Source organism: Streptomyces sp. NPDC052114, assembly GCF_040680155.1.
Taxonomy (GTDB): Bacteria; Actinomycetota; Actinomycetes; order Streptomycetales; family Streptomycetaceae; genus Streptomyces.
Genome location: NZ_JBFAWC010000005.1, coordinates 260060 through 280450, shown reverse-complemented (window position 1 = coordinate 280450; position 20391 = coordinate 260060). Strand labels below are relative to the sequence as shown.

At 70.9% G+C, this 20391-nt stretch carries 16 protein-coding genes; 5 read left to right on the top strand and 11 right to left on the bottom strand.

Annotated features, from left to right (window positions below; all coding sequences use genetic code 11):
• Window positions 1–9: 9 nt before the first annotated feature.
• From AB0L89_RS13510 to AB0L89_RS13495, 4 genes are all read right to left on the bottom strand, one after another.
• Entirely contained in the window at window positions 10–1992 is a 1983-nt protein-coding gene (locus AB0L89_RS13510; RefSeq protein ID WP_365139218.1) for a hypothetical protein, read from the bottom strand.
• On the bottom strand, window positions 1989–3152 hold the full coding sequence (locus tag AB0L89_RS13505; RefSeq protein ID WP_365139215.1) for a 5'-methylthioadenosine/S-adenosylhomocysteine nucleosidase: 1164 nt from the start codon (window positions 3150–3152) through the stop codon (window positions 1989–1991). The genes AB0L89_RS13510 and AB0L89_RS13505 overlap by 4 nt, the downstream gene beginning before the upstream one ends.
• Window positions 3153–3896, bottom strand: coding sequence for an NUDIX domain-containing protein (locus tag AB0L89_RS13500; protein ID WP_365139212.1), 744 nt, complete (start codon window positions 3894–3896; stop codon window positions 3153–3155).
• Between the two features lie 467 nt (window positions 3897–4363).
• Window positions 4364–4930, bottom strand: coding sequence for a Uma2 family endonuclease (locus tag AB0L89_RS13495; protein ID WP_365139209.1), 567 nt, complete (start codon window positions 4928–4930; stop codon window positions 4364–4366).
• Window positions 4931–5126: 196 nt separating this feature from the next.
• On the opposite strand from AB0L89_RS13495, the gene AB0L89_RS13490 reads away from it, so the two are divergent.
• Window positions 5127–7145: a thioredoxin domain-containing protein gene (locus AB0L89_RS13490; protein ID WP_365139206.1), complete on the top strand. Its 2019-nt coding sequence runs from the start codon at window positions 5127–5129 to the stop codon at window positions 7143–7145.
• A 37-nt stretch (window positions 7146–7182) separates the two neighbouring features.
• On the opposite strand, the gene AB0L89_RS13485 is transcribed toward AB0L89_RS13490, so the two are convergent.
• The 4 genes from AB0L89_RS13485 to AB0L89_RS13470 form a co-directional block, all read right to left on the bottom strand.
• Entirely contained in the window at window positions 7183–7950 is a 768-nt protein-coding gene (locus AB0L89_RS13485) for a Mut7-C RNAse domain-containing protein (RefSeq protein WP_365139203.1), read from the bottom strand.
• A 30-nt stretch (window positions 7951–7980) separates the two neighbouring features.
• Window positions 7981–8616, bottom strand: a complete 636-nt coding sequence (locus AB0L89_RS13480) for a TetR family transcriptional regulator (protein WP_365139200.1) — start codon at window positions 8614–8616, stop codon at window positions 7981–7983.
• Between the two features lie 5 nt (window positions 8617–8621).
• A complete protein-coding gene (locus AB0L89_RS13475) occupies window positions 8622–10181 on the bottom strand; it encodes an MFS transporter (protein WP_365139197.1) in 1560 nt (519 codons plus the stop codon).
• A gap of 131 nt (window positions 10182–10312) precedes the next feature.
• The gene (locus AB0L89_RS13470; RefSeq protein ID WP_365139194.1) at window positions 10313–11038 is read right to left on the bottom strand and encodes a hemolysin III family protein; all 726 of its coding nucleotides are present in this window, start codon (window positions 11036–11038) and stop codon (window positions 10313–10315) included.
• 246 nt (window positions 11039–11284) lie between these two features.
• Between AB0L89_RS13470 and AB0L89_RS13465 the strand changes: the two genes are divergently transcribed.
• A complete protein-coding gene (locus tag AB0L89_RS13465; RefSeq protein WP_365139191.1) occupies window positions 11285–13117 on the top strand; it encodes a phosphoenolpyruvate carboxykinase (GTP) in 1833 nt (610 codons plus the stop codon).
• 261 nt (window positions 13118–13378) lie between these two features.
• Entirely contained in the window at window positions 13379–15091 is a 1713-nt protein-coding gene (locus AB0L89_RS13460) for an Ig-like domain repeat protein (protein WP_365139814.1), read from the top strand.
• 76 nt (window positions 15092–15167) lie between these two features.
• On the opposite strand, the gene AB0L89_RS13455 is transcribed toward AB0L89_RS13460, so the two are convergent.
• Together AB0L89_RS13455 and AB0L89_RS13450 are read right to left on the bottom strand one after the other, a co-directional pair.
• Window positions 15168–15575, bottom strand: a complete 408-nt coding sequence (locus tag AB0L89_RS13455; RefSeq protein ID WP_365139188.1) for a hypothetical protein — start codon at window positions 15573–15575, stop codon at window positions 15168–15170.
• Between the two features lie 187 nt (window positions 15576–15762).
• Window positions 15763–16974 carry a pyridoxal phosphate-dependent aminotransferase gene (locus AB0L89_RS13450; RefSeq protein WP_365139811.1) on the bottom strand — a complete coding sequence of 404 codons (1212 nt, stop codon included), beginning with the start codon at window positions 16972–16974 and terminating at the stop codon, window positions 15763–15765.
• 308 nt (window positions 16975–17282) lie between these two features.
• Here AB0L89_RS13450 and AB0L89_RS13445 point away from each other — a divergent pair, with 308 nt between their 5' ends.
• Window positions 17283–18176: a serine protease gene (locus AB0L89_RS13445; RefSeq protein WP_365139186.1), complete on the top strand. Its 894-nt coding sequence runs from the start codon at window positions 17283–17285 to the stop codon at window positions 18174–18176.
• Between the two features lie 40 nt (window positions 18177–18216).
• Here the strand turns inward: AB0L89_RS13445 and AB0L89_RS13440 are convergent, their stop codons facing one another.
• A complete protein-coding gene (locus AB0L89_RS13440; protein ID WP_365139183.1) occupies window positions 18217–18813 on the bottom strand; it encodes a hypothetical protein in 597 nt (198 codons plus the stop codon).
• A gap of 108 nt (window positions 18814–18921) precedes the next feature.
• On the opposite strand from AB0L89_RS13440, the gene AB0L89_RS13435 reads away from it, so the two are divergent.
• Window positions 18922–20361, top strand: coding sequence for a cellulase family glycosylhydrolase (locus tag AB0L89_RS13435; protein WP_365139180.1), 1440 nt, complete (start codon window positions 18922–18924; stop codon window positions 20359–20361).
• Window positions 20362–20391: the final 30 nt, after the last annotated feature.

Below are 20391 nucleotides of genomic sequence, written 5' to 3'. Positions count from 1 at the left end.
ATTTAAGGATCAGCTGGCGATCTGGAAGGGCGCCAGGCTGTCGGGGCCGTGCCGTTCGATCCAGCTCTTCCCGTCCGCCGCTATCCCCTCCAGGAGGCGGAAGGTGTGGGTGGAGCCGGCCGCGCTGAGGTTGATCTCGGAGATTTCCTGGGAAGTCTCGGTCGGCGCCAGTTGATGGGCGTCAGCGTCCTTGACGCGGATCTTCCTGGCCGGTCCGTTGGTGAGGAAGAGCTCCAGGTCGTAACCGACGTCGGCGTTCTCCGTCACCTGCACGGAGGTCAGTGCGTCGAACCGGTAGTTGCTCCGCTGCTCGTTCCTGCGTGTTCCGTCGGAGAAGTTGAACTCGGAGCTGATCTCGCGGATACCGTCCTGGGTGAACAGGAACAGGCGGAACACGTAGTGCGAGTACCGCCATGGGCCGCCTCGGACCCGGCCACGTTTGTAGGAAGGCCCCGGGGCCACCAGGATGGTGTGGGTGATCAGGTCGCGCCAGGTGAGCCGGTAGTGCCGGAGTGCCTCATCGACGAACGAAGTCTTGTCGCAGGTGAGCCAGGTCTCCATCTCCAGTTCGCTGGGGCGCTTCTCATCCAGGAACGACTTCCAGCGCTGGTAGGCGATCTGTCGTGCGGTCAGTTGCTCGAGGTACTCCTGAGTCTCCCGGGCCAGCCGGCGCTCTTCACGCCGGACCTCCAGCCATCGGGAAGCCGTCGCGTGCCCGGACCAAGCCGCACCGAGCACGGCCAGGAACGCCCACAGAGACCGCGGTTGGGCGGCACCAGAGACCGCCGTGCCGAACGCGGCCAGAGCCGCGATGCCGAGAACGGCGAGGGCGGCCACGGCCAGGGCCTTCGTCCTGCCCGAAGTCTGGTCCTGGCGGTGTCGATCGAACAGGGTGCCGTTGTTGTAGCGATTTCGGGCGTCCTCGGCGAGGTGCCGGATCAGCCAGTCGACCCGCTCCACACCGATTCGGCTCTCCCGGTATAGGTCCGCGATCTCGGCGGCGAGGTTGCTGCGGATCTGAACCGTGTGGGCGAGCCAGGCATCCGAGGTGAACCCGTGGGGCCTGCGAATGCTGAAGTAGTGATCGAACGAATGGCGGACGCGTTTGGTGAACCCGTCCTCGGCGAAGGCGGGATCGTGCAGGTGCGGGACGTGGGCCTCCGCCGTGAGGCCCGGCCTGGGCTCCCGGCCCCACCACCGGACGCCGAGGCGCGCCGCGGTCAGGCCCGCGCCGAGTGCCGCCGGTAACTCGATGATCGCCTGGGCCGGGTCCGCGATCAGTGCCAGGACCCAGAGGAGCGCACTGCTGATGACGAACAGGAGCGCCCGGACAGGGAGGGCCGCCCTGGCGGCGGCAGCGGTGCTCGGGCGGGGCTGAACGGCCCGCGCCCCGATGGGGGCGGGTGCGAAGTAGGCCCAGACCCGCTGGACCCGGTCGTTGTCGAAGCGCTCCGCCCTGGCCCGTCCACGGGTCTCGGCCCACAGGTCGTCCTTCAGCCCACCGGTGAGTATGACGTCGAGGTGGCGGAGGATCGCGTCGTGCTGGCGGAGCGGTAGGTCCTGTAGCCGCTTCAGCACGGGGCCGGTCTCGCTGCCGGTGGTGCTGAGTACCGCCAACAGGTCGAACGTGACGCGCAGGGCTTGCTTCCACTCGTCCTCGGCGTAGGTCCGCACGAGCCTGGAGGCGTAGCGCAGCCGCTCGACCTCTTCGGTGGTCAGGTCGTGGTGGGTGCGTGCGCTGAGCATGGCGAGCACCCAGTGGAAGCGAACTTCCGTGCCGTCATGCCCGTGGACGATCGCATCGGTGATCATTTCGCGGGCCCGGCTGGGGACGCCGTCCTCCAGGAGCTGCACGCCGACCCGGTACTTCTCCTGCGGCGAGGCGTCCGGGTGGACGAAGTAGATGGTGGAGTCGTGTACGGTCTCGGCCTGGATCCCGATGGTGGAGTTGTACGCGGCCGAGCTGTACGCAGCACCGTCGTTGTGGCTCATGCCAGGTCACCGGCCGTAGCAACCAAGGGAGCCAACGTGGCCACCAGCGCGGGGCACTCCGCGACCAGTCCGCGCAGCCTCTTGAGGGTCATGACCGTCCGCTTCGACGATTCAGGGGTGCGCTCCCCAGCAGACCGGAGGGCGGAGTCCAGATCAGTCAGGGCTTCCCGGTAGCTGTCCTCGTCGAGGGCGCCCTCGTTGCGGTGCCACCCCAGCTGATCGCGGAATTCGTTCAGTTCCGTGATCAGATCCGTCGGGCCGGATGCCTTCGAGGCCGTGTTCATGTGGACACTGCTGCCCGTGACTGAGCTGGCAACGATGCCGACGGTACTGTTGTGGACGGTGTTGCTGACGTGCCTGTAGAACTGGTCGGCCGAACGGCCCCTGTCGTCCTGGAGCATTGCGACCTCCTCCTGCTCGCCCACCAGTTCCACTGCCAACCGGATGGCGAACGCCGCTGCGTTCGCCGCGGCCCGCGGCTGCCAGTTGCGGTCCTCCGAACTGTTCTTCGTGCCGTCCGCCCGGTCGCTGATCCCCCGGACGATGGCCACCGGCGCTCCGCTGAGATGGCCGGCCTGGGCCACACCGGCCGCCTCCATCTCGATGGCGAGCGCGTCGTTGTAGTGCTCTCGGATCCACTTTGCCTCGGCGGAGATCCTCGAGTTCTGGACGATCTCGCCGGCGGCGATCGCCCCGAAACGCACCTGCGGTCCGTCCTCGTGACCGGGTGTGGGGTCTGCCCAGTCGTTCAAACGGGCCAGGTGCGAAGCGAGTTGGCTGATGCCGTGCGGCGCTTCCCACACCCGGGGACGGGCTTTGAGCCCGTCGTCCTCGCTGGTTCCGCCGTGATAGGCGTACACGTGTGACGCCATCACCACGTCACCCAGCCTGGTGGCGTCCCACAGGGCACCGGCGACCCCGACGAACAGCACGGCCACCGGCGAGAACTCCTGGATCGCACGTTCGGCGATCACCGCGGCGGAATGGTTCCCCTTGTTCGTCAGGCCGAGCGCGACGCGGCACGATGTGCCCCGTACGGTTCCCACCTCGAACCGGGTACCGCGCTCATGTCGATGCACCAGAAGATCCGCCAGCCTCTGGCGCACGGAATGATATTCAAGATTGAGGGCGGTGAGAATCACCACTGGGCCCTTCGGCATTTACTCCTCTTCCCCTCTCGTGTTCTCTTCCGTCGCAGATGGCGCAGGTCGAATCAGCGGTGGGAACAGCACGGTTCTCGGGCCAGCCCGGTACAGCCGTGCGGGCCGTCCTCCCGTGGTTCTGCGGTCCGTGCCGACGGGAACGATGAATCCCTTCGCGGCCTGGACCTTCCGGTAGAAATTGCGGGTGTCGAGTGTGGTGCCCCAGACGGCCTCGTACACCTGCTGCAGCTCTGTGATGGTGAAGCTCTCCCCGCAGAACGCGGTGGCCAGTGCCGAGAACTCGATCTTGGTGCGCGCGCGTTCGATCCCGTCCGCGGCGATTCGATGGTGGTCGAAGGCGAGGGCCGCCTCGCCGGACAGGACGGCTTCTGCAGGAATCCATGCGGCATCAGTGGCATCCGTCCCTGCGACAGGGTCGGGCAGCCCCGGTGCGATCGCCAGGTGAGCTACGGAGACGACTCGGCCCCGCGGGTCGCGACCCGAGCTTCCGTACACGGCCAGCTGTTCAAGGTGCACCCAGCCGGAGGCCAGGGCCGTTTCCTCATGCAGTTCGCGGTGAGCGGCGTCCAGGATCTCCTCGCCATCGTGGCTCAGGAATCCTCCGGGCAGCGCGAGCATGCCCCGGAAGGGATCTTCGCCCCGCTCCACCAGGAGGACGTGCAGACGACTGTCGCGCAGCGTCAGGATCACGAGATCGACTGTCAGTAGTACAGGAGGTGGTGACCATGCGTCATCTTGCATGTCTCGCAAGGTACTTCAGTTACTGTCACTTGCACAAGAAGTAGGGTTCTGGGATCGACGCACCGCTCGACCTCATGGTCGTGGCGCGCATGGATGGTCGGCTGGTGGTCGCACGTGCCAGCTCGTGCCTGCCTGCAGTGCCACGGCTTTCCAGCCCGCGACTGGCGCGCTCGTGGCGTCGATGGCGAAGCGGGGCAGTCGTGGCTCGTTCATGTCGATGAACCGCAAGACGGATGCCGGGGCGTGGGTCAGTTTCGGAGGTGGCTGCCCCGGTTGGTGTGATCTTCCGTTGACGTGACCTTGATCAGTTCCTGAGCGGGCACGGCTAAGCGATCACTTATGAGTCGGCCTGGCATCCGCAGGTGGTGTATCCGGCCCGGAGGTGGGCAATGTTCCGATCGGTCCGCGAACAATGACTATCCGGGCAATGCCGGTCAGCTGTCGAAAGCGGGGAGACCTCTCCGTCCTTACATGACCCCAAGATCGACGGTGATGGAGAAAGGCGCGGGGGTCTTCACCGTGCCGGTGAACATCTCGCCGTCCCTGTACGCCTTGGTGGCGGGATCGAGCACGTAGGTGTAGACGATCGGGACGCCAGTGGCAGCCTGCTCGACCCGCCAGTAGAAGGGGATGCCGGCTTTGGCGTACTGGTCCACCTTCACGATCCGGTCCGTGGTCTCCGAACCGGGCGACACGACCTCGACGACCAGCAGTACGTGCTCGGGGCGGGTAGGCGTGAGGTCGATGGTCTCCGCCCGGTAGACGATGACGTCCGGGCGGCGGTTGGTGAGCGGAACGTCCTGCAGGCGGACGTCGAAGTCCGTGTCGGCGTTCCAGTCCGGGCCCGCGGCGGCGTCAAGGGCATTGGCCAGGATCCGGGCCAGCCGGTTGTGCCGTTTGGAGGCGCTCGGGCTCACGACGACCATCCCGTCCACGATCTCGATGCCGGCGCACTGCTCCTCGGACCAGGAGTCGTACTGCTCCGCGCTGATCTGCGAATGCATCCACGCGGGCGCCACCATCTCGGCGGTCATGGTGTACCTCCTTCGAGGAGCCTGGGCAGGTCCGGTTCCGCTGCGCCCAGCCTACTGTTCCGAGGTGCCGGGTCGCCCGAATCGAAAGGGAAGGAGCCGCCCACCACGTGATGCCTCGCAAGTTCAATTCAGCCGAGCGAGGCGGGTCCGTGAGGGTTTCGTCGGTCGGGCCGGGCGTTGTGAGAGGCTGGCCCGCATGAACCGGCTGGCTGGTGTGACCTCGCCTTATCTGCTGCAGCACGCTGACAATCCGGTCGATTGGTGGCCGTGGACGCCGGAGGCGTTCGAGGAAGCGCGACGGCGCGATGTACCTGTTCTGCTGTCGGTCGGCTACTCGGCGTGCCACTGGTGCCACGTCATGGCGCACGAGTCCTTCGAGGACGACGCGACGGCCGCGCTCATGAACGAGAAGTTCGTGAACATCAAGGTCGACCGCGAGGAGCGGCCCGACGTCGACGCCGTTTACATGGAGGCCGTGCAGGCCGCGACGGGGCAGGGCGGTTGGCCCATGACCGTCTTCCTCACGCCCGACGCCGAGCCGTTCTACTTCGGCACGTACTTCCCGCCCGAGCCCCGGCACGGCATGCCGTCCTTCCCGCAGGTCCTCGACGGCGTCCACCGGGCGTGGACGGACCGGCGCGGCGAGGTCGCCGAGGTCGCGGGCAAGGTCGTGCGCGACCTCGGGGAGCGGCAGCTGACGCACGGCGCCGACGAGAAGCCCGGCGAGGACGAGCTGGCGCAGGCGCTGCTCGGCCTGACCCGCGACTACGACGCCGCGCACGGCGGCTTCGGCGGCGCCCCCAAGTTCCCGCCGGCCATGACGGTCGAGTTCCTGCTGCGGCACTACGCCCGCACGGGCGCCGAGGGCGCGCTGCAGATGGCCGCCGACACCTGCGAGCGGATGGCGCGCGGCGGCATCTACGACCAGCTCGGCGGCGGCTTCGCCCGCTACTCCGTCGACCGCGAGTGGATCGTGCCGCACTTCGAGAAGATGCTGTACGACAACGCGCTGCTGTGCCGCGCCTACGCCCATCTGTGGCGGGCCACGGGCTCGGAGCTCGCGCGCCGGATCGCCCTGGAGACCGCGGACTTCATGGTCCGTGAACTACGCACGAACGAGGGCGGGTTCGCCTCCGCGCTGGACGCGGACAGCGCGGACCCGGCGACGGGCGAGCAGGTCGAGGGCGCGTACTACGTCTGGACGCCCGCGCAGCTGACGGAGGTCCTCGGCGAGGCCGACGCCGAGCTGGCGACGGCCTGCTTCGGGGTGACCGGGGAGGGCACCTTCGAGAAGGGCGCGTCTGTACTTCAACTGCCGCTTGCCGAGGGTCCGTTGGCGGATGCCGGGCGGCTCGCCTCGGTACGGGAGAGGCTGCTCGCGGCGCGCTCGCTGCGGCCCGCGCCGGGGCGCGACGACAAGGTGGTCGCCGCCTGGAACGGCCTCGCGATCGCCGCGCTCGCCGAGGTCGGCGCGTACTTCGACCGCCCGGACCTGATCGCGGCGGCCGTCGGCACGGGCGATCTGCTCGTACGGCTGCACATGGACGCCCGCGCGCGCCTGGCCCGCACCTCCAAGGACGGCCGGGTCGGCGCCAACGCGGGTGTCCTGGAGGACTACGCCGACGTGGCGGAGGGCTTCCTCGCGCTGGCCTCGGTCACGGGGGAGGGCGTGTGGCTGGAGTTCGCGGGCTTCCTGCTCGACCACGTCCTCGCGCAGTTCGTGGACGCGGAGAGCGGCGCGCTGTACGACACGGCGGCGGACGCCGAGCGGCTCATCCGGCGTCCCCAGGACCCCACGGACAACGCGGCGCCCTCCGGGTGGACGGCCGCCGCGGGCGCGCTCCTGTCGTACGCGGCGCACACCGGCGCCGAGCCGCACCGCACGGCGGCGGAGCGGGCGCTCGGCATCGTCAAGGCGCTCGGCCCCCGCGTCCCGCGCTTCATCGGCCACGGCCTCGCCGTCGCGGAGGCGGCGCTGGACGGCCCCCGCGAGGTGGCGGTCGTCGGCGAGGTCCTGGGCGACCTGCACCGCACGGCACTGCTCGGCACGGCGCCGGGGGCGGTGGTCGCGGCCGGGGCGCCCGGTTCGGGCGAACTCCCGCTGCTCGCCGACCGGCCGCTGGTCGACGGCCGTCCCGCCGCGTACGTCTGCCGCGGCTTCGTCTGCGCGGCCCCGACGACGGACCCGGCGGAGCTGGCGGAGCAGCTGTCCTAGGCGCGAGCAGTGCCGGGTGGAGTCCGCCTGGAAGCGGTCATCCGCGTTCTCCCGCGGTACGCGCCGCGAGCCGGCCGGGGGCCGCGCCGAACTCCTCGACGGCGCGGTCCACGATCGCCTCCAGGCGGTCGTGGTGGGCGCCCCGCCAGTACACGCGGGCGCACTGTCCGCACTGCGCGAAGACGTCGTACGTGCCGCGGGTGCCGCCCTCCAGGAGGTCCGCCACCTCGTCCTTCGTGGCCGGGCGCAGCGTGCCGTTGCAGGCGGTGCAGCGGGTCCAGGGGGTCAGCTCGGGGGCGAAGCGGCCGAGCACGTCGCGGAGCTGGTCGTCGGGGCGGTCGCTGTAGACGTACGCGCCCGCCCACAGCTCGCGGCGCCGCAGCAGCCCCCGGTCGCGGCTGAGCAGCACGCGCCGCTCCTCGGCCGAGCGCGTGGCGAGCGCGGGGTCGCCGATGTCGGTGCTCTCGTACGCCGCGTCGACGCCGAGGAGGCGCAACCGCCGCGCCAGCGTGCCGAGATGGACGTCGAGGAGGAAGCGGAGCGGGGCGCCGGGGACGGCCTGGGGGCGGGCCACCGCGCGGACGTCGACGGTCTCGCCGGCCGCGGGGACGTGCCCGGCGGCGACCTCGCGGCCGTCCACCACGAGCGCGCCGACCTCCGTCAGCGGGACGCCGAGGGACTCGACCACGTGCCCGAGCGTGGACACTCCGTCCGTCACGGCCGCGGTGGGGCCGCCCCTTCGCTCGTGCGGGACGAAGAGCCCCAGCTCGGGGGCGAAACCGACGACAATCTCCGGACCGTTCATGCGGTCAGGATGGCATGTGCGGGGCGGGCGTCACCGGGGATTTCCGGTCGCCGCGAACCCGCTGGTCAGCGCGGACAGCGTCCGGTCCACCAGCGTGGCCAGGTCGTCCTCGTGATCGTGCTCGGCCCAGTACGCGGTGGTCTCGGTGAGCGCGCCGATCAGCCCCATGGAGAACGTCCGCACCTCCAGGTCGCCGGGGTCGCGGCCGGTGCGCTCGGCGATGACGCGGCACAGGATCCCGCCGGTGACGGACATGCTCTCCAGCATCCGCGAGCGCACGGCGGGCACCTCGATCATCAGCTTCGTGCGCAGCCGGGTGGTCTCGGGCTCCTCGGTGAAGCCGAGGACGACGGCCTGCCGCAGCACCTGCCGCAGCGACTCCACGATCGGTTCGTCGGCGGGCCGCTGCCGCAGCTCGCGCTCCAGGAGCGGGTCGAACTCGTCGGTGAGGACGATGTCCTCCTTGGTCGGGAAGTAGCGGAAGACCGTGGAGGGGGAGACCTCCGCGGCCTCCGCGATCTGCTCGACCGTCGTGGCCTCGTAGCCCTGCTCCTGGATCAGCCGGTACGTCGCCTCCCGGATCGCGAGCCGGGTCTTGAGCTTCTTGCGTTCGCGCAGCCCGAGCGGGGGCGCGGTCTCGGGGAGCGGGGTCCGTGCGGCCGTCATGACGTTCATTGTCGGGCATCGTGCGGGGCGCCGCCCCGGTCCGTGCCCGGCGTCCGCGCGGCACCGGACCGGGGCAGGAGCGCGGCGACGAGCAGCGCCGTCACCAGGGCGGCCACTCCGCTGACCAGGAGGACGAGGTCCATGCCGTGGACGTACGCGGCGTTCGCGGAGGCGCGCAGCCCGTCGTCGCCGAGCCGGGCGGCGACCGCGTGGGCGGCGACGACCGAGTCCTTCGCGGCGTCGGCCGCGGGCGCCGGCAGCCCATCGGTGTCCAGGCGGCCGGTGTACGCGGCGGCGAGCAGCGAGCCGAGCAGCGCGATCCCGACGGCGGCGCCCACCTGACGCACGGTCATCAGGAGCCCCGAGCCGGACCCCGCGCGCTCCGCGGGCAGGGCGCCGAGCGCCGCGTCCATGGCCGGCACGATCGCGAAGCCGAAGCCGAGTCCGGCCACCGAGAGCCACAGCGCGGTGAAGCCGTAGCCGCTGCCGGGTCCGGTGCGGCTGCCGAGGATCGCGGCGAAGGCGAGGACGACGAGCCCGCCGCTGATCACCGCGCGCCCGCCGAAGCGCCGTACGACGGGTTCGGCGCCCTTCGCGGCGATCAGCAGGCCGCCCATCATCGGCAGCAGCCGCACGCCGGTGCCGAACGCGTCGTTGCCGAGGACGGCCTGGAGGTGGGGCGGCAGCACGAACATCAGGCCCGACAGCACGAACATCACGAGCGTCGCCGCCGTCGTGTTGAGGAAGAAGGCGCGCTCGCGCAGCAGGGTCAGGTCGAGCATGGGCCGCGTCATGCGGCGCTCGCGCAGGACGAGGGCGGTCAGCAGGACGGCGGCGCCGGCGAACGCGCCGAGCACGAGCGCGTCTCCCCAGCCACGGCCGGGCGCCTCGATGATGCCGAAGACCAGGGCGCCGAGCCCGGCGGCGGTCAGGGCGGCGGAGAGGGCGTCGACGCGCGGGGAGGCCGGGTCGCGGGTCTCGGGCAGCAGGAACAGGCAGGCGGCGAGGCCGATCGCGACCATGGGCACGTTGACCAGGAAGATCGAGCCCCACCAGAAGTGGTCGAGCAGCCAGCCGCCGACGATCGGTCCGAGCGGGGCGCCGAGCGCGCCGGCCGCCGAGACGATGCCGATGGCCCGGGTCCGCTCGCCGGGGCCGAAGAGCGCGGGCAGCACGGCGAAGGCGAGCGGCATGACGAGGGCGGCGCCCAGGCCCATGACGGCGCGGGCCGCGACGACGAGGGCGACGTCGTCCACGAGCGCTCCGAGCAGCGAGCCCGCCAGGAAGACGCCGAGCCCGGCCATGAGCATCGCGCGCCGCCCGAACCGGTCGCCGAGCAGCCCGGCGGGGAGCATCAGCGCCGCGAAGACGACCACGTACGCGTCCGCCAGCCACTGTTGCTCGCCGGTGCTCGCGCCGAGCTGTCCGGCCATCGTCGGCAGCGCGACGTTGAGGATCGTCATGTCGAAGCCGAGCACGAGGAGGCTCGCGACCAGGGCGCCGAGCGCCCACCAGCGGCGGGGGTCCTGCCGTACGGCGGCAGTCGGGTCAGAGACAGTCGTCATAAAATGAGAGTAGCTCTCAAAAGAGAGTTGCTGTCAATATTTTCTCCGAGGGGTGTGCGGGGGGCAGTGGGCGCACACGAAAGCGGCCGCGGCTGGAGAGCCGCGGCCGTCGGGTGGAAGGGGGGGGTGTGTCAGGCGTGCTGGTAGGCCACCAGGGAGATGCCGACGTAGTGCACGGCGAAGGCCGCGAGGGTCAGGGAGTGGAAGACCTCGTGGAAGCCGAAGAAGCGGGGGGAGGGGTTGGGGCGCTTGATGCCGTAGATCACGCCGCCCGCACTGTAGAGGAGTCCGCCGACGACGACCAGGACGAGCACCGCGATGCCGCCCTTCTGGAGGAAGTCCGGCAGGAAGAAGACCGCCGCCCAGCCCATCGCGATGTAGCAGGGGGTGTACAGCCAGCGCGGGGCGCCGACCCACAGGACGCGGAAGGCGATGCCGGCGACGGCGGCGCCCCAGACGCTCCAGAGCAGCCACCGCCCCTTCGCCTCGGGGAGCAGCAGCAGGGTCAGCGGGGTGTAGGTGCCCGCGATGATCAGGAAGATGTTGGAGTGGTCGAGCCTGCGGAGGATCCCGTCGGCCCTGGGGCCCCAGTTGCCCCGGTGGTAGAGCGCGCTCACGCCGAAGAGGAGACAGGCGGTCAGGGCGAAGATGCCGCAGGCGACCCGGCCTCGGGTGGAGTCCGCGAGCGCGGTCAGCACCAGGCCCGAGACGAGCACCGCGGGGAACATGCCGGCATGCAGCCAGCCGCGCATCTTCGGTTTCGCGGGGAGCGGCAGGTGTGGCCGCGGCACGACGGGAGAAGCGGTGCCCGCGGGCTCGGGGACCACTTCGGGGACGGGGGCGGTCATGGACGGCATCGTACCTACGGCTCCGTAAGTCGTACATCAAACGGACGGATCACCGCCCTCACCCCCGTACGCGTACAAGTGGCGATGCTCACGCCGCTCAGGTGTGAGGCCCTCTGGACAGATGGGCGCGCGCGTCGGATGATCAAATGAGTGCGGTCGGCACCGGATGAGCGCCAGAGGGAAATCAAGTGAAGCGTCCGGGTCGCAGCCCCCACGGGGCATACATCCTCAAAACCCCTCCGATTAGGAGCAATCGTGGCGCGCGACATCGCGGCTCCCCAGTCCTTGGACACTGTCCCGACCACCCACCAGGAGCTCGTCTCCTGGGTGAATGAGATCGCCGAACTGACACAGCCGGACAGCGTCGTCTGGTGTGACGGCTCCGAGGCCGAGTACGAGCGCCTGTGCGGGGAGCTCGTCGCCAAGGGCACCTTCAGGAAGCTCGACCCGATCAAGCGCCCCAACTCCTACTACGCGGCCTCCGACCCGACCGATGTCGCGCGTGTCGAGGACCGCACCTTCATCTGCTCCGCGAAGGAGGAGGACGCGGGCCCGACCAACCACTGGAAGGCCCCCGCCGAGATGCGGGAGATCTTCGCCGGCGAGAAGGGCGTCTTCCGCGGCTCCATGCGCGGTCGCACGATGTACGTCGTGCCCTTCTGCATGGGCCCGGTCGGCTCGCCGCTGTCCGCGATCGGCGTCGAGATCACCGACTCCGCGTACGTCGCCGTCTCGATGCGCACCATGACCCGGATGGGCCAGACCGTCCTGGACGAGCTGGGCTCCGACGGCTTCTTCGTGAAGGCCGTCCACACCCTGGGCGCGCCGCTGGCGGAGGGCGAGGCCGACGTGCCGTGGCCCTGCAACTCCACCAAGTACATCTCGCACTTCCCCGAGGACCGCGAGATCTGGTCCTACGGCTCGGGCTACGGCGGCAACGCCCTGCTCGGCAAGAAGTGCTACGCCCTGCGCATCGCCTCCGTCATGGCGCGCGACGAGGGCTGGCTCGCCGAGCACATGCTGATCCTCAAGCTGACCCCGCCGCAGGGCGAGTCGAAGTACGTCGCCGCCGCGTTCCCGAGCGCCTGCGGCAAGACCAACCTCGCGATGCTGGAGCCCACGATCTCCGGCTGGACCGTGGAGACCATCGGCGACGACATCGCCTGGATGCGCTTCGGCGAGGACGGCCGCCTCTACGCGATCAACCCCGAGGCGGGCTTCTTCGGCGTCGCGCCCGGCACCGGCGAGCACACCAACGCCAACGCCATGAAGACCCTGTGGGGCAACTCCGTCTTCACGAACGTCGCGCTCACGGACGACGGCGACGTGTGGTGGGAGGGCATGACGGAGGAGACCCCGGCGCACCTCACCGACTGGAAGGGCAACGACTGGACGCCCGAGAGCGGTGTCCCGGCGGCGCACCCCAACGCCCGCTTCACCACCCCGGCCGCGCAGTGCCCGATCATCGCGCCCGAGTGGGAGGACCCCAGGGGCGTGCCGATCTCGGCGATCCTCTTCGGTGGCCGCCGCGCCTCGGCCGTGCCGCTGGTGACCGAGTCCTTCGACTGGAACCACGGCGTGTTCCTCGGCGCCAACGTCGCCTCCGAGAAGACCGCCGCCGCCGAGGGCAAGGTCGGCGAGCTGCGCCGCGACCCGTTCGCCATGCTGCCGTTCTGCGGCTACAACATGGGCGACTACATGGCCCACTGGGTCAAGGTCGGCGCCGACAAGGACCAGGCGAAGCTGCCGAAGATCTACTACGTCAACTGGTTCCGGAAGAACGCCGACGGCAAGTTCGTGTGGCCCGGGTTCGGTGAGAACGCCCGCGTGCTGAAGTGGATCGTGGACCGCCTCGACGGCCGCGCCGAGGGCGTCGAGACCCCCATCGGCATCCTGCCGACGGCCGCCTCGCTGGACACGAACGGCCTCGACCTGGCCGACGCCGACCTGGAGTTCCTGCTCACGGTCGACAAGGAGGTCTGGCGCGAGGAGGCCTCCCTGGTGCCCGAGCACCTCAACACCTTCGGCGACCACACGCCGAAGGAGCTGTGGGACGAGTACCGCGCGCTGGTGCAGCGCCTGGGCTGACGTTCCCCGCATTCCGGATGGGCCCCGCACAACGGCGTGCGGGGCCCATCGGCGTGTGCGGAGGGATTCCGTCCGGGGCAACGGAGGGATTCCGTCCGAGGGTGCGGAGGGATCCCGTCCGCAATATCCGCATCTTGTGCACCTTGCCTTCACATGGCACTCACATGTTTCAATGTGCCCACACGGGGGGCCGCTGACGGGCGCGTGCCCCAAGAACGCCTGTGGGGGGCCAAGTTGAAGAACTCTCAGCGCTTGAGACGGGTGACGGGCGCCGCGCTCGCGGTGGTCCTCGGCACGACGGGCCTGGTCGCCGTCGGCACGCCGGCCGCGTACGCCGCCACGCCGTCGGACGAGGTGGCCAAGCTGCCGATCGCGTCGTTCGGGGCGATGGTGGTCGACGACGCGCACGAGTACGTCTACGTCACCGACGGCCGCAAGGGCAGCTCGGCGAGCTCGGTCTGGATCTACAACTTCCAGGGCCGGCGGGTGGGGTCGCTCGCCACCGACAAGCCGGTCTCCGGCATGGCGCTCAGCGCGGACGGCGCCACGCTGCACGTGTCGCAGTCGGACCGGATGCTGACGTTCGACACGGCGACGCTGACGAAGAGCGGCGCCAGCTACACGCCGGCCGACGTGACCTGCGGCCGTGACCTGGCCGTGGCGGGCGGCAAGACGTGGTTCACGGAGACGCCGTACAGCGACTCGTACTGCAACGACAGCAACAACACCACGACGCTCCACCAGGTCGGCTCGCCCTATCCCGCGAACACCGGCTGGACCGGCAAGGGACGGCTCAAGCTGGCGGCGGGTCCCGGCGCGCCGGACCGGCTCGTGATGGGGCAGGCCGCCGCGGGCGACAAGGCCGACCCGTTCCTCACCACGTTCGACGCGAGCGGCGACACCCTGGTGCGCGGTCCCCAGCGGCGCTTCGCCGACGCAGAGGGCAAGGGCGCGCTCGACCTGAAGGACCTCGCCCAGAGCGCCGACGGCAAGCGGATCGCGGTGGCCGACGGCGCGTTCGGCACCCGGCTCCTGAACGCCTTTGACCTCTCGGACGCGCCGACCGGCTACCAGCCCCTTCCGGAGGGCGCGAAGTCCTCGGCGGTGGCGTTCAGCGGCGACGGCAAGTACGTCGCCCGGGGCGCGGCGGCCTCCGGCAGCACGCCCGACCTGCTGATCCAGCCCGCCGACCCGGCGGACGGCACCACGCCCCTGGAGTTCGCCTTCGAGAGCGAGCTCGACGGCGCCCGGATCGCGCCGCAGGGCCTGGCCTGGGCCAAGGACGGCTCGCGGCTCTTCGCGGTGACCTCGGGCGGCGGCGGCGACCACTGGCTGCACGTCATCAAGCCGCCGGCCGCGCAGTACGACGCGCGCTTCACGGGCGCCCTGGGCACCACGCCCTCGAAGCCGGTCGTCGGCGAGCCCCTCGGCATCCGGGGCAGGCTGGAGCTGGACGGGCCCGCGCCCGCCGAGCCCGTGAAGGTCACCGCGGTCCGCAAGGACGCCGACGGCACGCAGGAGGTGGCGGCCGCCAAGGTCGCGGCCGACGGCACCTTCACCGTGCTCGACGTGCCGGACCGCCTCGGCGAGGCGACGTACACCCTGCGCTTCCTCGGCGATGTCACGCACCGCCCGGCCGAGGACGTCACGGTCACCGTCGACGTGGCGAAGGCCCCGACGGCGATCGAGCTGACGGCGCCCGCCGAGGCGACCCGCAAGGACGGCGTGGAGATCACCGGCAGGCTCACCGGGCAGGGCCGCGCGCTGCCGTCCGGGATCGCCCTGAAGGTGACGCGGACCGACAAGTTCGGCACGACGGGCGAGCTGACGTCGGCGTCGGTCGCGGCCGACGGCACGTTCAAGGTCCGGGACCTGCCGAGCAAGAAGGGCAAGACGGTCTACGAGGTGGGCTACGCGGGCGATGCCCTGCACGGCGCCTCGTCGGCGCGGACCACTGTGAGGATCACCGGCTAGGCGACGGGTACCCCCGGTCGTCGCCACCGGTGGTGGCGCCCGGTCCGCGGCCTCCCCGGCCGCGGACCGGGGCCGTTCAGGGGGCGCCGACCAGGCGCGTGGCGTCCGCGTGGGCGTCCATGCGCTCGGCGGCCAGGATCGCGGCCGCGGTGTCGGCGCGGGAGGCGGCCACCACCAGGGCGCGGCCCGCGAGGGCGTGCGCGCGCTGGTGCAGGGCGGCCAGGTGCGGCTCGTGGATGGCGGCGGCCACGGAGGACCGTGGGGGCAGCGCACCGCGCAGGCGGGCGACCTGAAGCGCCAACTTCTCGGCCGCCGCGTCCAGTTCGGCGGCGGGGGCGAGGGCGCGCAGCTCGTCGGTGACGGCGAGCAGGGCGGCCAGGTGCCCGGCGAGCTGGATGTCCAGCTCCTCCTCGCGGGAGCGGTGCGGGAAGCTCGCGTCGTCGGCCATCGAGTGGACCGACTTGGTGCGGATCGGCTCGTACATGAGATGGCCTCCAAGCTGTCTTGTGGACATCCTAGCTTAGATTCATTCTAAAGTTGAGCCGGATCCGAAAGGCCGGTGATGGGTCGGTTCCGCCCGGCCGGACCCGGAAACGCCGGTGGGGCCGGACGCCCGTCGGCGTCCGGCCCCACGCACCGTTCCCACACGCCGTTTCCGCGCGGCGCGGGCGTCACGGCTGGCTGTAGCCGTCCAGGAAGTTCCCGATCCGGGTGACCGCCTCCGCCAGATCCGTCGCGGTCGGCAGCGTCACCACGCGGAAGTGGTCCGGCTCCGGCCAGTTGAAGCCCGTGCCGTGCACGACCATGATCTTCTCGGCCCGCAGCAGGTCGAGGACCATCTGCCGGTCGTCCTTGATCTTGAAGACCTTCGGGTCGAGGCGGGGGAAGAGGTAGAGCGACCCCTTCGGCTTCACGCAGCTCACGCCGGGGATCTGCGTCAGCAGTTCGTACGCGGTGTCGCGCTGTTCCAGGAGGCGGCCGCCCGGCAGGACGAGGTCGTTGATCGTCTGGCGTCCGCTCAGCGCCGCGACGACGCCGTGCTGGCCGGGCATGTTCGCGCACAGGCGCATGTTCGCGAGGATCGTCAGGCCCTCGATGTACGAGGAGGCGTGTGCCTTGGGGCCCGAGATCGACATCCAGCCGACGCGGTAGCCGGCCACGCGGTACGCCTTCGACATGCCGTTGAAGGTGAGGGTCAGCAGGTCGGGGGCGACGGCGGCGGTCGGGGTGTGCGTCGCGCCGTCGTAGAGGATCTTGTCGTAGATCTCGTCCGAGCAGACCAGGAGGTTGTGGCGGCGCGCGATGTCGGTCAGGCCGCGCAGCATGTCCTCGCTGTACACCGCGCCGGTCGGGTTGTTCGGGTTGATGATCACGATCGCCTTGGTGCGGTCGGTGATCTTGCGCTCGATGTCGGCGAGGTCCGGCATCCAGTCCGCCTGCTCGTCGCAGCGGTAGTGCACGGCGGTGCCGCCGGACAGGGACACGGCGGCGGTCCACAGGGGGTAGTCGGGCGCGGGTACGAGGACCTCGTCGCCGTCGTCGAGCAGGCCCTGCATGGCCATCACGATGAGCTCGGAGACGCCGTTGCCGATGAAGACGTGCTCGACGTCGGTCTCGATGCCCAGGGTCTGGTTGTGCATGACGACCGCGCGGCGGGCCGCGAGGAGGCCCTTCGCGTCGCCGTAGCCGTGCGCGTCGCCGACGTTGCGGAGGATGTCCTCCAGGATCTCGGGCGGGCACTCGAAGCCGAAGGCGGCCGGATTGCCGGTGTTGAGCTTGAGGATGCGGTGGCCCGCCGCTTCCAGCCGCATCGCCTCCTCGAGCACCGGGCCCCGGATCTCGTAACAGACGTTGGCGAGCTTTGTCGACTGGATGACCTGCATGTCCGCGAGCTTAAGGCCGCGCATGGCGGGCCGCCTCGTGTTTTCGGACACAAGGGGGGTGTACCGCCCATACCGGCGGGGCAGGTCGTGCTGGTGGGGCGTTCCGTCCGCGCCGGTGGGGGCGTTCCGAACCGAACCGGTGAGGGGGCCGCTCCCGTGGTGACGCGTCCGCTCGCCCCGGCGCGGTGTTCTCTCAGCGGTCAGTTGTGTCCGTTCGCGGTCTTGTCCTGGGGCCCGGGGGCCTCAACAATGCGCATGACAAAACCGAAGCAACTTCGGTCACTTAGTCATCAAGAGGGGACCCCCACATGAAGAAGCCTCTCGTCGGTGCGTGCTTCGCCGTTCTCCTGCTCGGAGCCACGGCGGCGCCCGCGACGGCCGTCAGCAGCGAACGGCCCGCCCAGGCCGACACCAAGCCCGCGGCCGAGCCGGCCAAGCCGGCCAAGCCCAAGGCGAAGGCCGTCACGTTCGCCGGGACGGTGGCGCTGAGCAACTGTTCCGGCTCCGTCGTCCGCGTGCCCGACTCGAAGCCCGGCGACCCCGCGCTCGTCCTGTCCAACGGCCACTGCCTGGAGAGCGGCTTCCCCGCGCCGGGCGAGGTCGTCCTGGACAAGCCGTCCTCGCGCAGCTTCACGCTGCTCAACGCCTCGGGCGGCAACCTCGGGACGGTCAAGGCCAGCAAGGTCGCGTACGGCACGATGACCGACACGGACATGTCGCTGTACCAGCTCACCAGCACCTACAGCGACATCGAGAGCAAGTACGGGATCAAGGCGCTGGAGCTCAACGCCGCGCGTCCCGAGCAGGGGCGCGCGATCACCGTTGCGTCCGGCTACTGGAAGAAGCTGTACAAGTGCAGCATCGACGGCTTCGCCTACCGTCTGAAGGAGGGGAACTGGACCTGGAAGGACTCGGTCCGCTACACCCCCGACTGCAAGACGATCGGCGGCACCTCGGGCTCGCCGGTGATCGACGACGAGACCGGCAAGGTCGTCGCCGTCAACAACACCGGCAACGAGAGCGGCGAGGAGTGCACGGACAACAACCCGTGCGAGGTCGACGAGAACGGCAAGGTCACCGTGCGCGAGGGCATCAACTACGCACAGCAGACCTACGGCCTCGTGCCGTGCGTCGCCCCCGGCAACAAGATCGACCTGAGCCGCGAGGGCTGCACGCTGCCGAAGCCGTCCGGCATGAAGTGATCGAGCCGCGCACGCGGTGAGGCGGTCCGTTCCGTGACCGTCAGGGGCCGGCGTCCGGCGGGACGTCGGCCCCTTCCCGTTCCGGTGGGCCGTCCGCCGGAACGCGCGCCCCCAGCGCCGCCAGCCCCGGCAGCCACCCGAGCGCCACACCCCACAGCGCGCCGAACAGCGCCCCGGCGAGCGGCAGTCCGAGCCAGCCCCACCCGCCCGCCTCGACCATGCGGGCCGCGACCAGGCCGCGCCAGACGCCCGCCGTCGCGGCGCCCGCGATCAGGGCCGTCCAGCCCGCGAGCAGCCGCCGGACCCGCCCCGCCCCGGGACGTACGCGCACATGGCGGCGCATCCGGGCCGCCGCGACGGCGACCAGGAGCAGCGCCGCGAAGTCCTCGCACAGCTGCCAGGACCAGTCGGTCGCGCCCAGCGGCGCGGCCCGCAGGCCCGGCAGCGCGAAGGGCACGCCGAGCGCGCTCGGCACCACCGACAGGCCCGCCCGCGCGGTGAACGCGGTCAGCAGGGTGGCGCTGCCGTGCAGCAGCACGAGGAGCAGGCAGACCCCGGCGACGAGGGCCGTGGCGTCGACGCGCCCCCACAGCGCCTCGGCCGCCCGCCCCCGCGGTGCGTCGATCTTCGTCCGCATGGCGCGACTGTAGGGCGCAGGGGCGCGCGCCGACAGGGGGCGGACCAAGAAAAGTGAACAATGCTCAGGTCTATTGCTCGCAAGGGCCCGCGATCTACCATCCCGGCCATGAAGTCCCCTGTGGCACACCGCAGTTGGGTGGTGGGCGCGGTCGTGCTCGCCGTCGCCGCCGCCCTGCTGGTCGCCGTCGGACCCGAGGGCGCGGGGGCCGCGCGCGCCGACACCGCGAGCGGCCACCGGTGGATCACCGACCGGCAGGGGCGCGCGCTCGTGCTGCGCGGCCTGTCCACCGCGAGCAGCGCCAAGCAGGCCCCGGACGGCATGCCGTGGATCGAGGAGAAGGACGTGGCGCGCGAACGGCGTGCGCTGGGCACCAACTTCGTCCGCTTCCTGCTCCAGTGGCGCAAGGTCGAGCCGTCGCCGGGAACGTACGACACGACGTATCTGAAGCGGGTCGCCGAGCGGGTGCGGTGGTACGGCGAGCGCGGCTATCACGTGTTGCTCGACATGCACCAGGATCTGTACGGGCCCGGGGTGGGCGGCAACGGCGCCCCGAAGTGGGCGACCGAGACGGACGGGCACACCTCCGCCGCCACCGACCCCTGGGAGCTCGGCTACGTCGAGCCGGGGACGGTCCGCGCCTTCGACCGCTTCTGGGGGACGGCCGACGGCGGCCGCGATCTGCGCGGGCACTACGTGAAGGCCTGGCGCGAGGTGGCCAGGTACTTCGCCGACGACGACGCGGTCGTCGGCTACGACCTGATGAACGAGCCCTGGGGCGGCAGCGTGCAGGGCCCGGCCTTCGAGTCCGGCCCGCTCGCCCGGCTCTACCAGGACTGCGTCGACGCCATCCGCACCGTCGACCGCGACCGCTGGCTGCTGGTCGAACCGTCCGCCATCGGCGCCAACTGGGGCTTCGCCACCGGGCTTCCGCGCCTGGACGACCCGCGCGGCGACGGCGAGGAGGCGCGCATCGCGTACGCGCCGCACCTCTATCCGCTGCCCATGGACCTCGGCGGCGGGTACACGGGCAGCGCCAAGGGGCAGGTCGACGCGTCGCTGAAGGCCTGGCGCGAGCAGACCGAGAGGACCGCGCGGCGGCTCGGGGCGCCGGTCGTCATCGGCGAGTTCGGGCTCGACGTGGGGCTGCCGGGGGCCATGGAGTACGTCGAGAAGGTGCAGCGCATGGCCGACGAGATGGGGGCGGGCATCGCCTACTGGTCCAACGACCCCGGCTCCTGGGCGCCCTGGGACGCGAAGATGCGGCCGACCGCGCTGCTGCCCGTGCTCGACCGGCCCGCGCCGATGGCCGTCGCGGGCGACCCCGTCGGCTACCGGTGGGACGCCGGGAGCCGGACGCTGAGCGTCAGTTGGCGGGGCAAGGCGGGGGTGAGGGGCGGCACCGAGGTGTATCTGCCCGCGCGGTACTTCCCGCGCGGCGGGCGGGCGGCGGGCGGCGAGGCGATCTCCTGGGACCGCAACTCCCGTGTGCTCACGCTGCGTTCGGGACCCGGCGAGCACTCCGTCCGGATCACGCCACGCGGGTGAAATAGAAGGGTTACCCCCTCTTGTCCGGCC

What these genes read in the sequence shown, in the direction of transcription:
- AB0L89_RS13505 (WP_365139215.1), bottom strand. Translation starts at nt 3,152, where the DNA reads ATGCCGAAGGGCCCAGTGGTGATTCTCACCGCCCTCAATCTTGAATAT.
- AB0L89_RS13440 (WP_365139183.1), bottom strand. Translation starts at nt 18,813, where the DNA reads ATGCGGACGAAGATCGACGCACCGCGGGGGCGGGCGGCCGAGGCGCTG.
- AB0L89_RS13495 (WP_365139209.1), bottom strand. Translation starts at nt 4,930, where the DNA reads ATGACCGCCGAGATGGTGGCGCCCGCGTGGATGCATTCGCAGATCAGC.
- AB0L89_RS13470 (WP_365139194.1), bottom strand. Translation starts at nt 11,038, where the DNA reads ATGCCGTCCATGACCGCCCCCGTCCCCGAAGTGGTCCCCGAGCCCGCG.
- AB0L89_RS13510 (WP_365139218.1), bottom strand. Translation starts at nt 1,992, where the DNA reads ATGAGCCACAACGACGGTGCTGCGTACAGCTCGGCCGCGTACAACTCC.
- AB0L89_RS13455 (WP_365139188.1), bottom strand. Translation starts at nt 15,575, where the DNA reads ATGTACGAGCCGATCCGCACCAAGTCGGTCCACTCGATGGCCGACGAC.
- AB0L89_RS13445 (WP_365139186.1), top strand. Translation starts at nt 17,283, where the DNA reads ATGAAGAAGCCTCTCGTCGGTGCGTGCTTCGCCGTTCTCCTGCTCGGA.
- AB0L89_RS13485 (WP_365139203.1), bottom strand. Translation starts at nt 7,950, where the DNA reads ATGAACGGTCCGGAGATTGTCGTCGGTTTCGCCCCCGAGCTGGGGCTC.
- AB0L89_RS13500 (WP_365139212.1), bottom strand. Translation starts at nt 3,896, where the DNA reads ATGCAAGATGACGCATGGTCACCACCTCCTGTACTACTGACAGTCGAT.
- AB0L89_RS13435 (WP_365139180.1), top strand. Translation starts at nt 18,922, where the DNA reads ATGAAGTCCCCTGTGGCACACCGCAGTTGGGTGGTGGGCGCGGTCGTG.
- AB0L89_RS13480 (WP_365139200.1), bottom strand. Translation starts at nt 8,616, where the DNA reads ATGACGGCCGCACGGACCCCGCTCCCCGAGACCGCGCCCCCGCTCGGG.
- AB0L89_RS13490 (WP_365139206.1), top strand. Translation starts at nt 5,127, where the DNA reads ATGAACCGGCTGGCTGGTGTGACCTCGCCTTATCTGCTGCAGCACGCT.
- AB0L89_RS13450 (WP_365139811.1), bottom strand. Translation starts at nt 16,974, where the DNA reads ATGCAGGTCATCCAGTCGACAAAGCTCGCCAACGTCTGTTACGAGATC.
- AB0L89_RS13475 (WP_365139197.1), bottom strand. Translation starts at nt 10,181, where the DNA reads ATGACGACTGTCTCTGACCCGACTGCCGCCGTACGGCAGGACCCCCGC.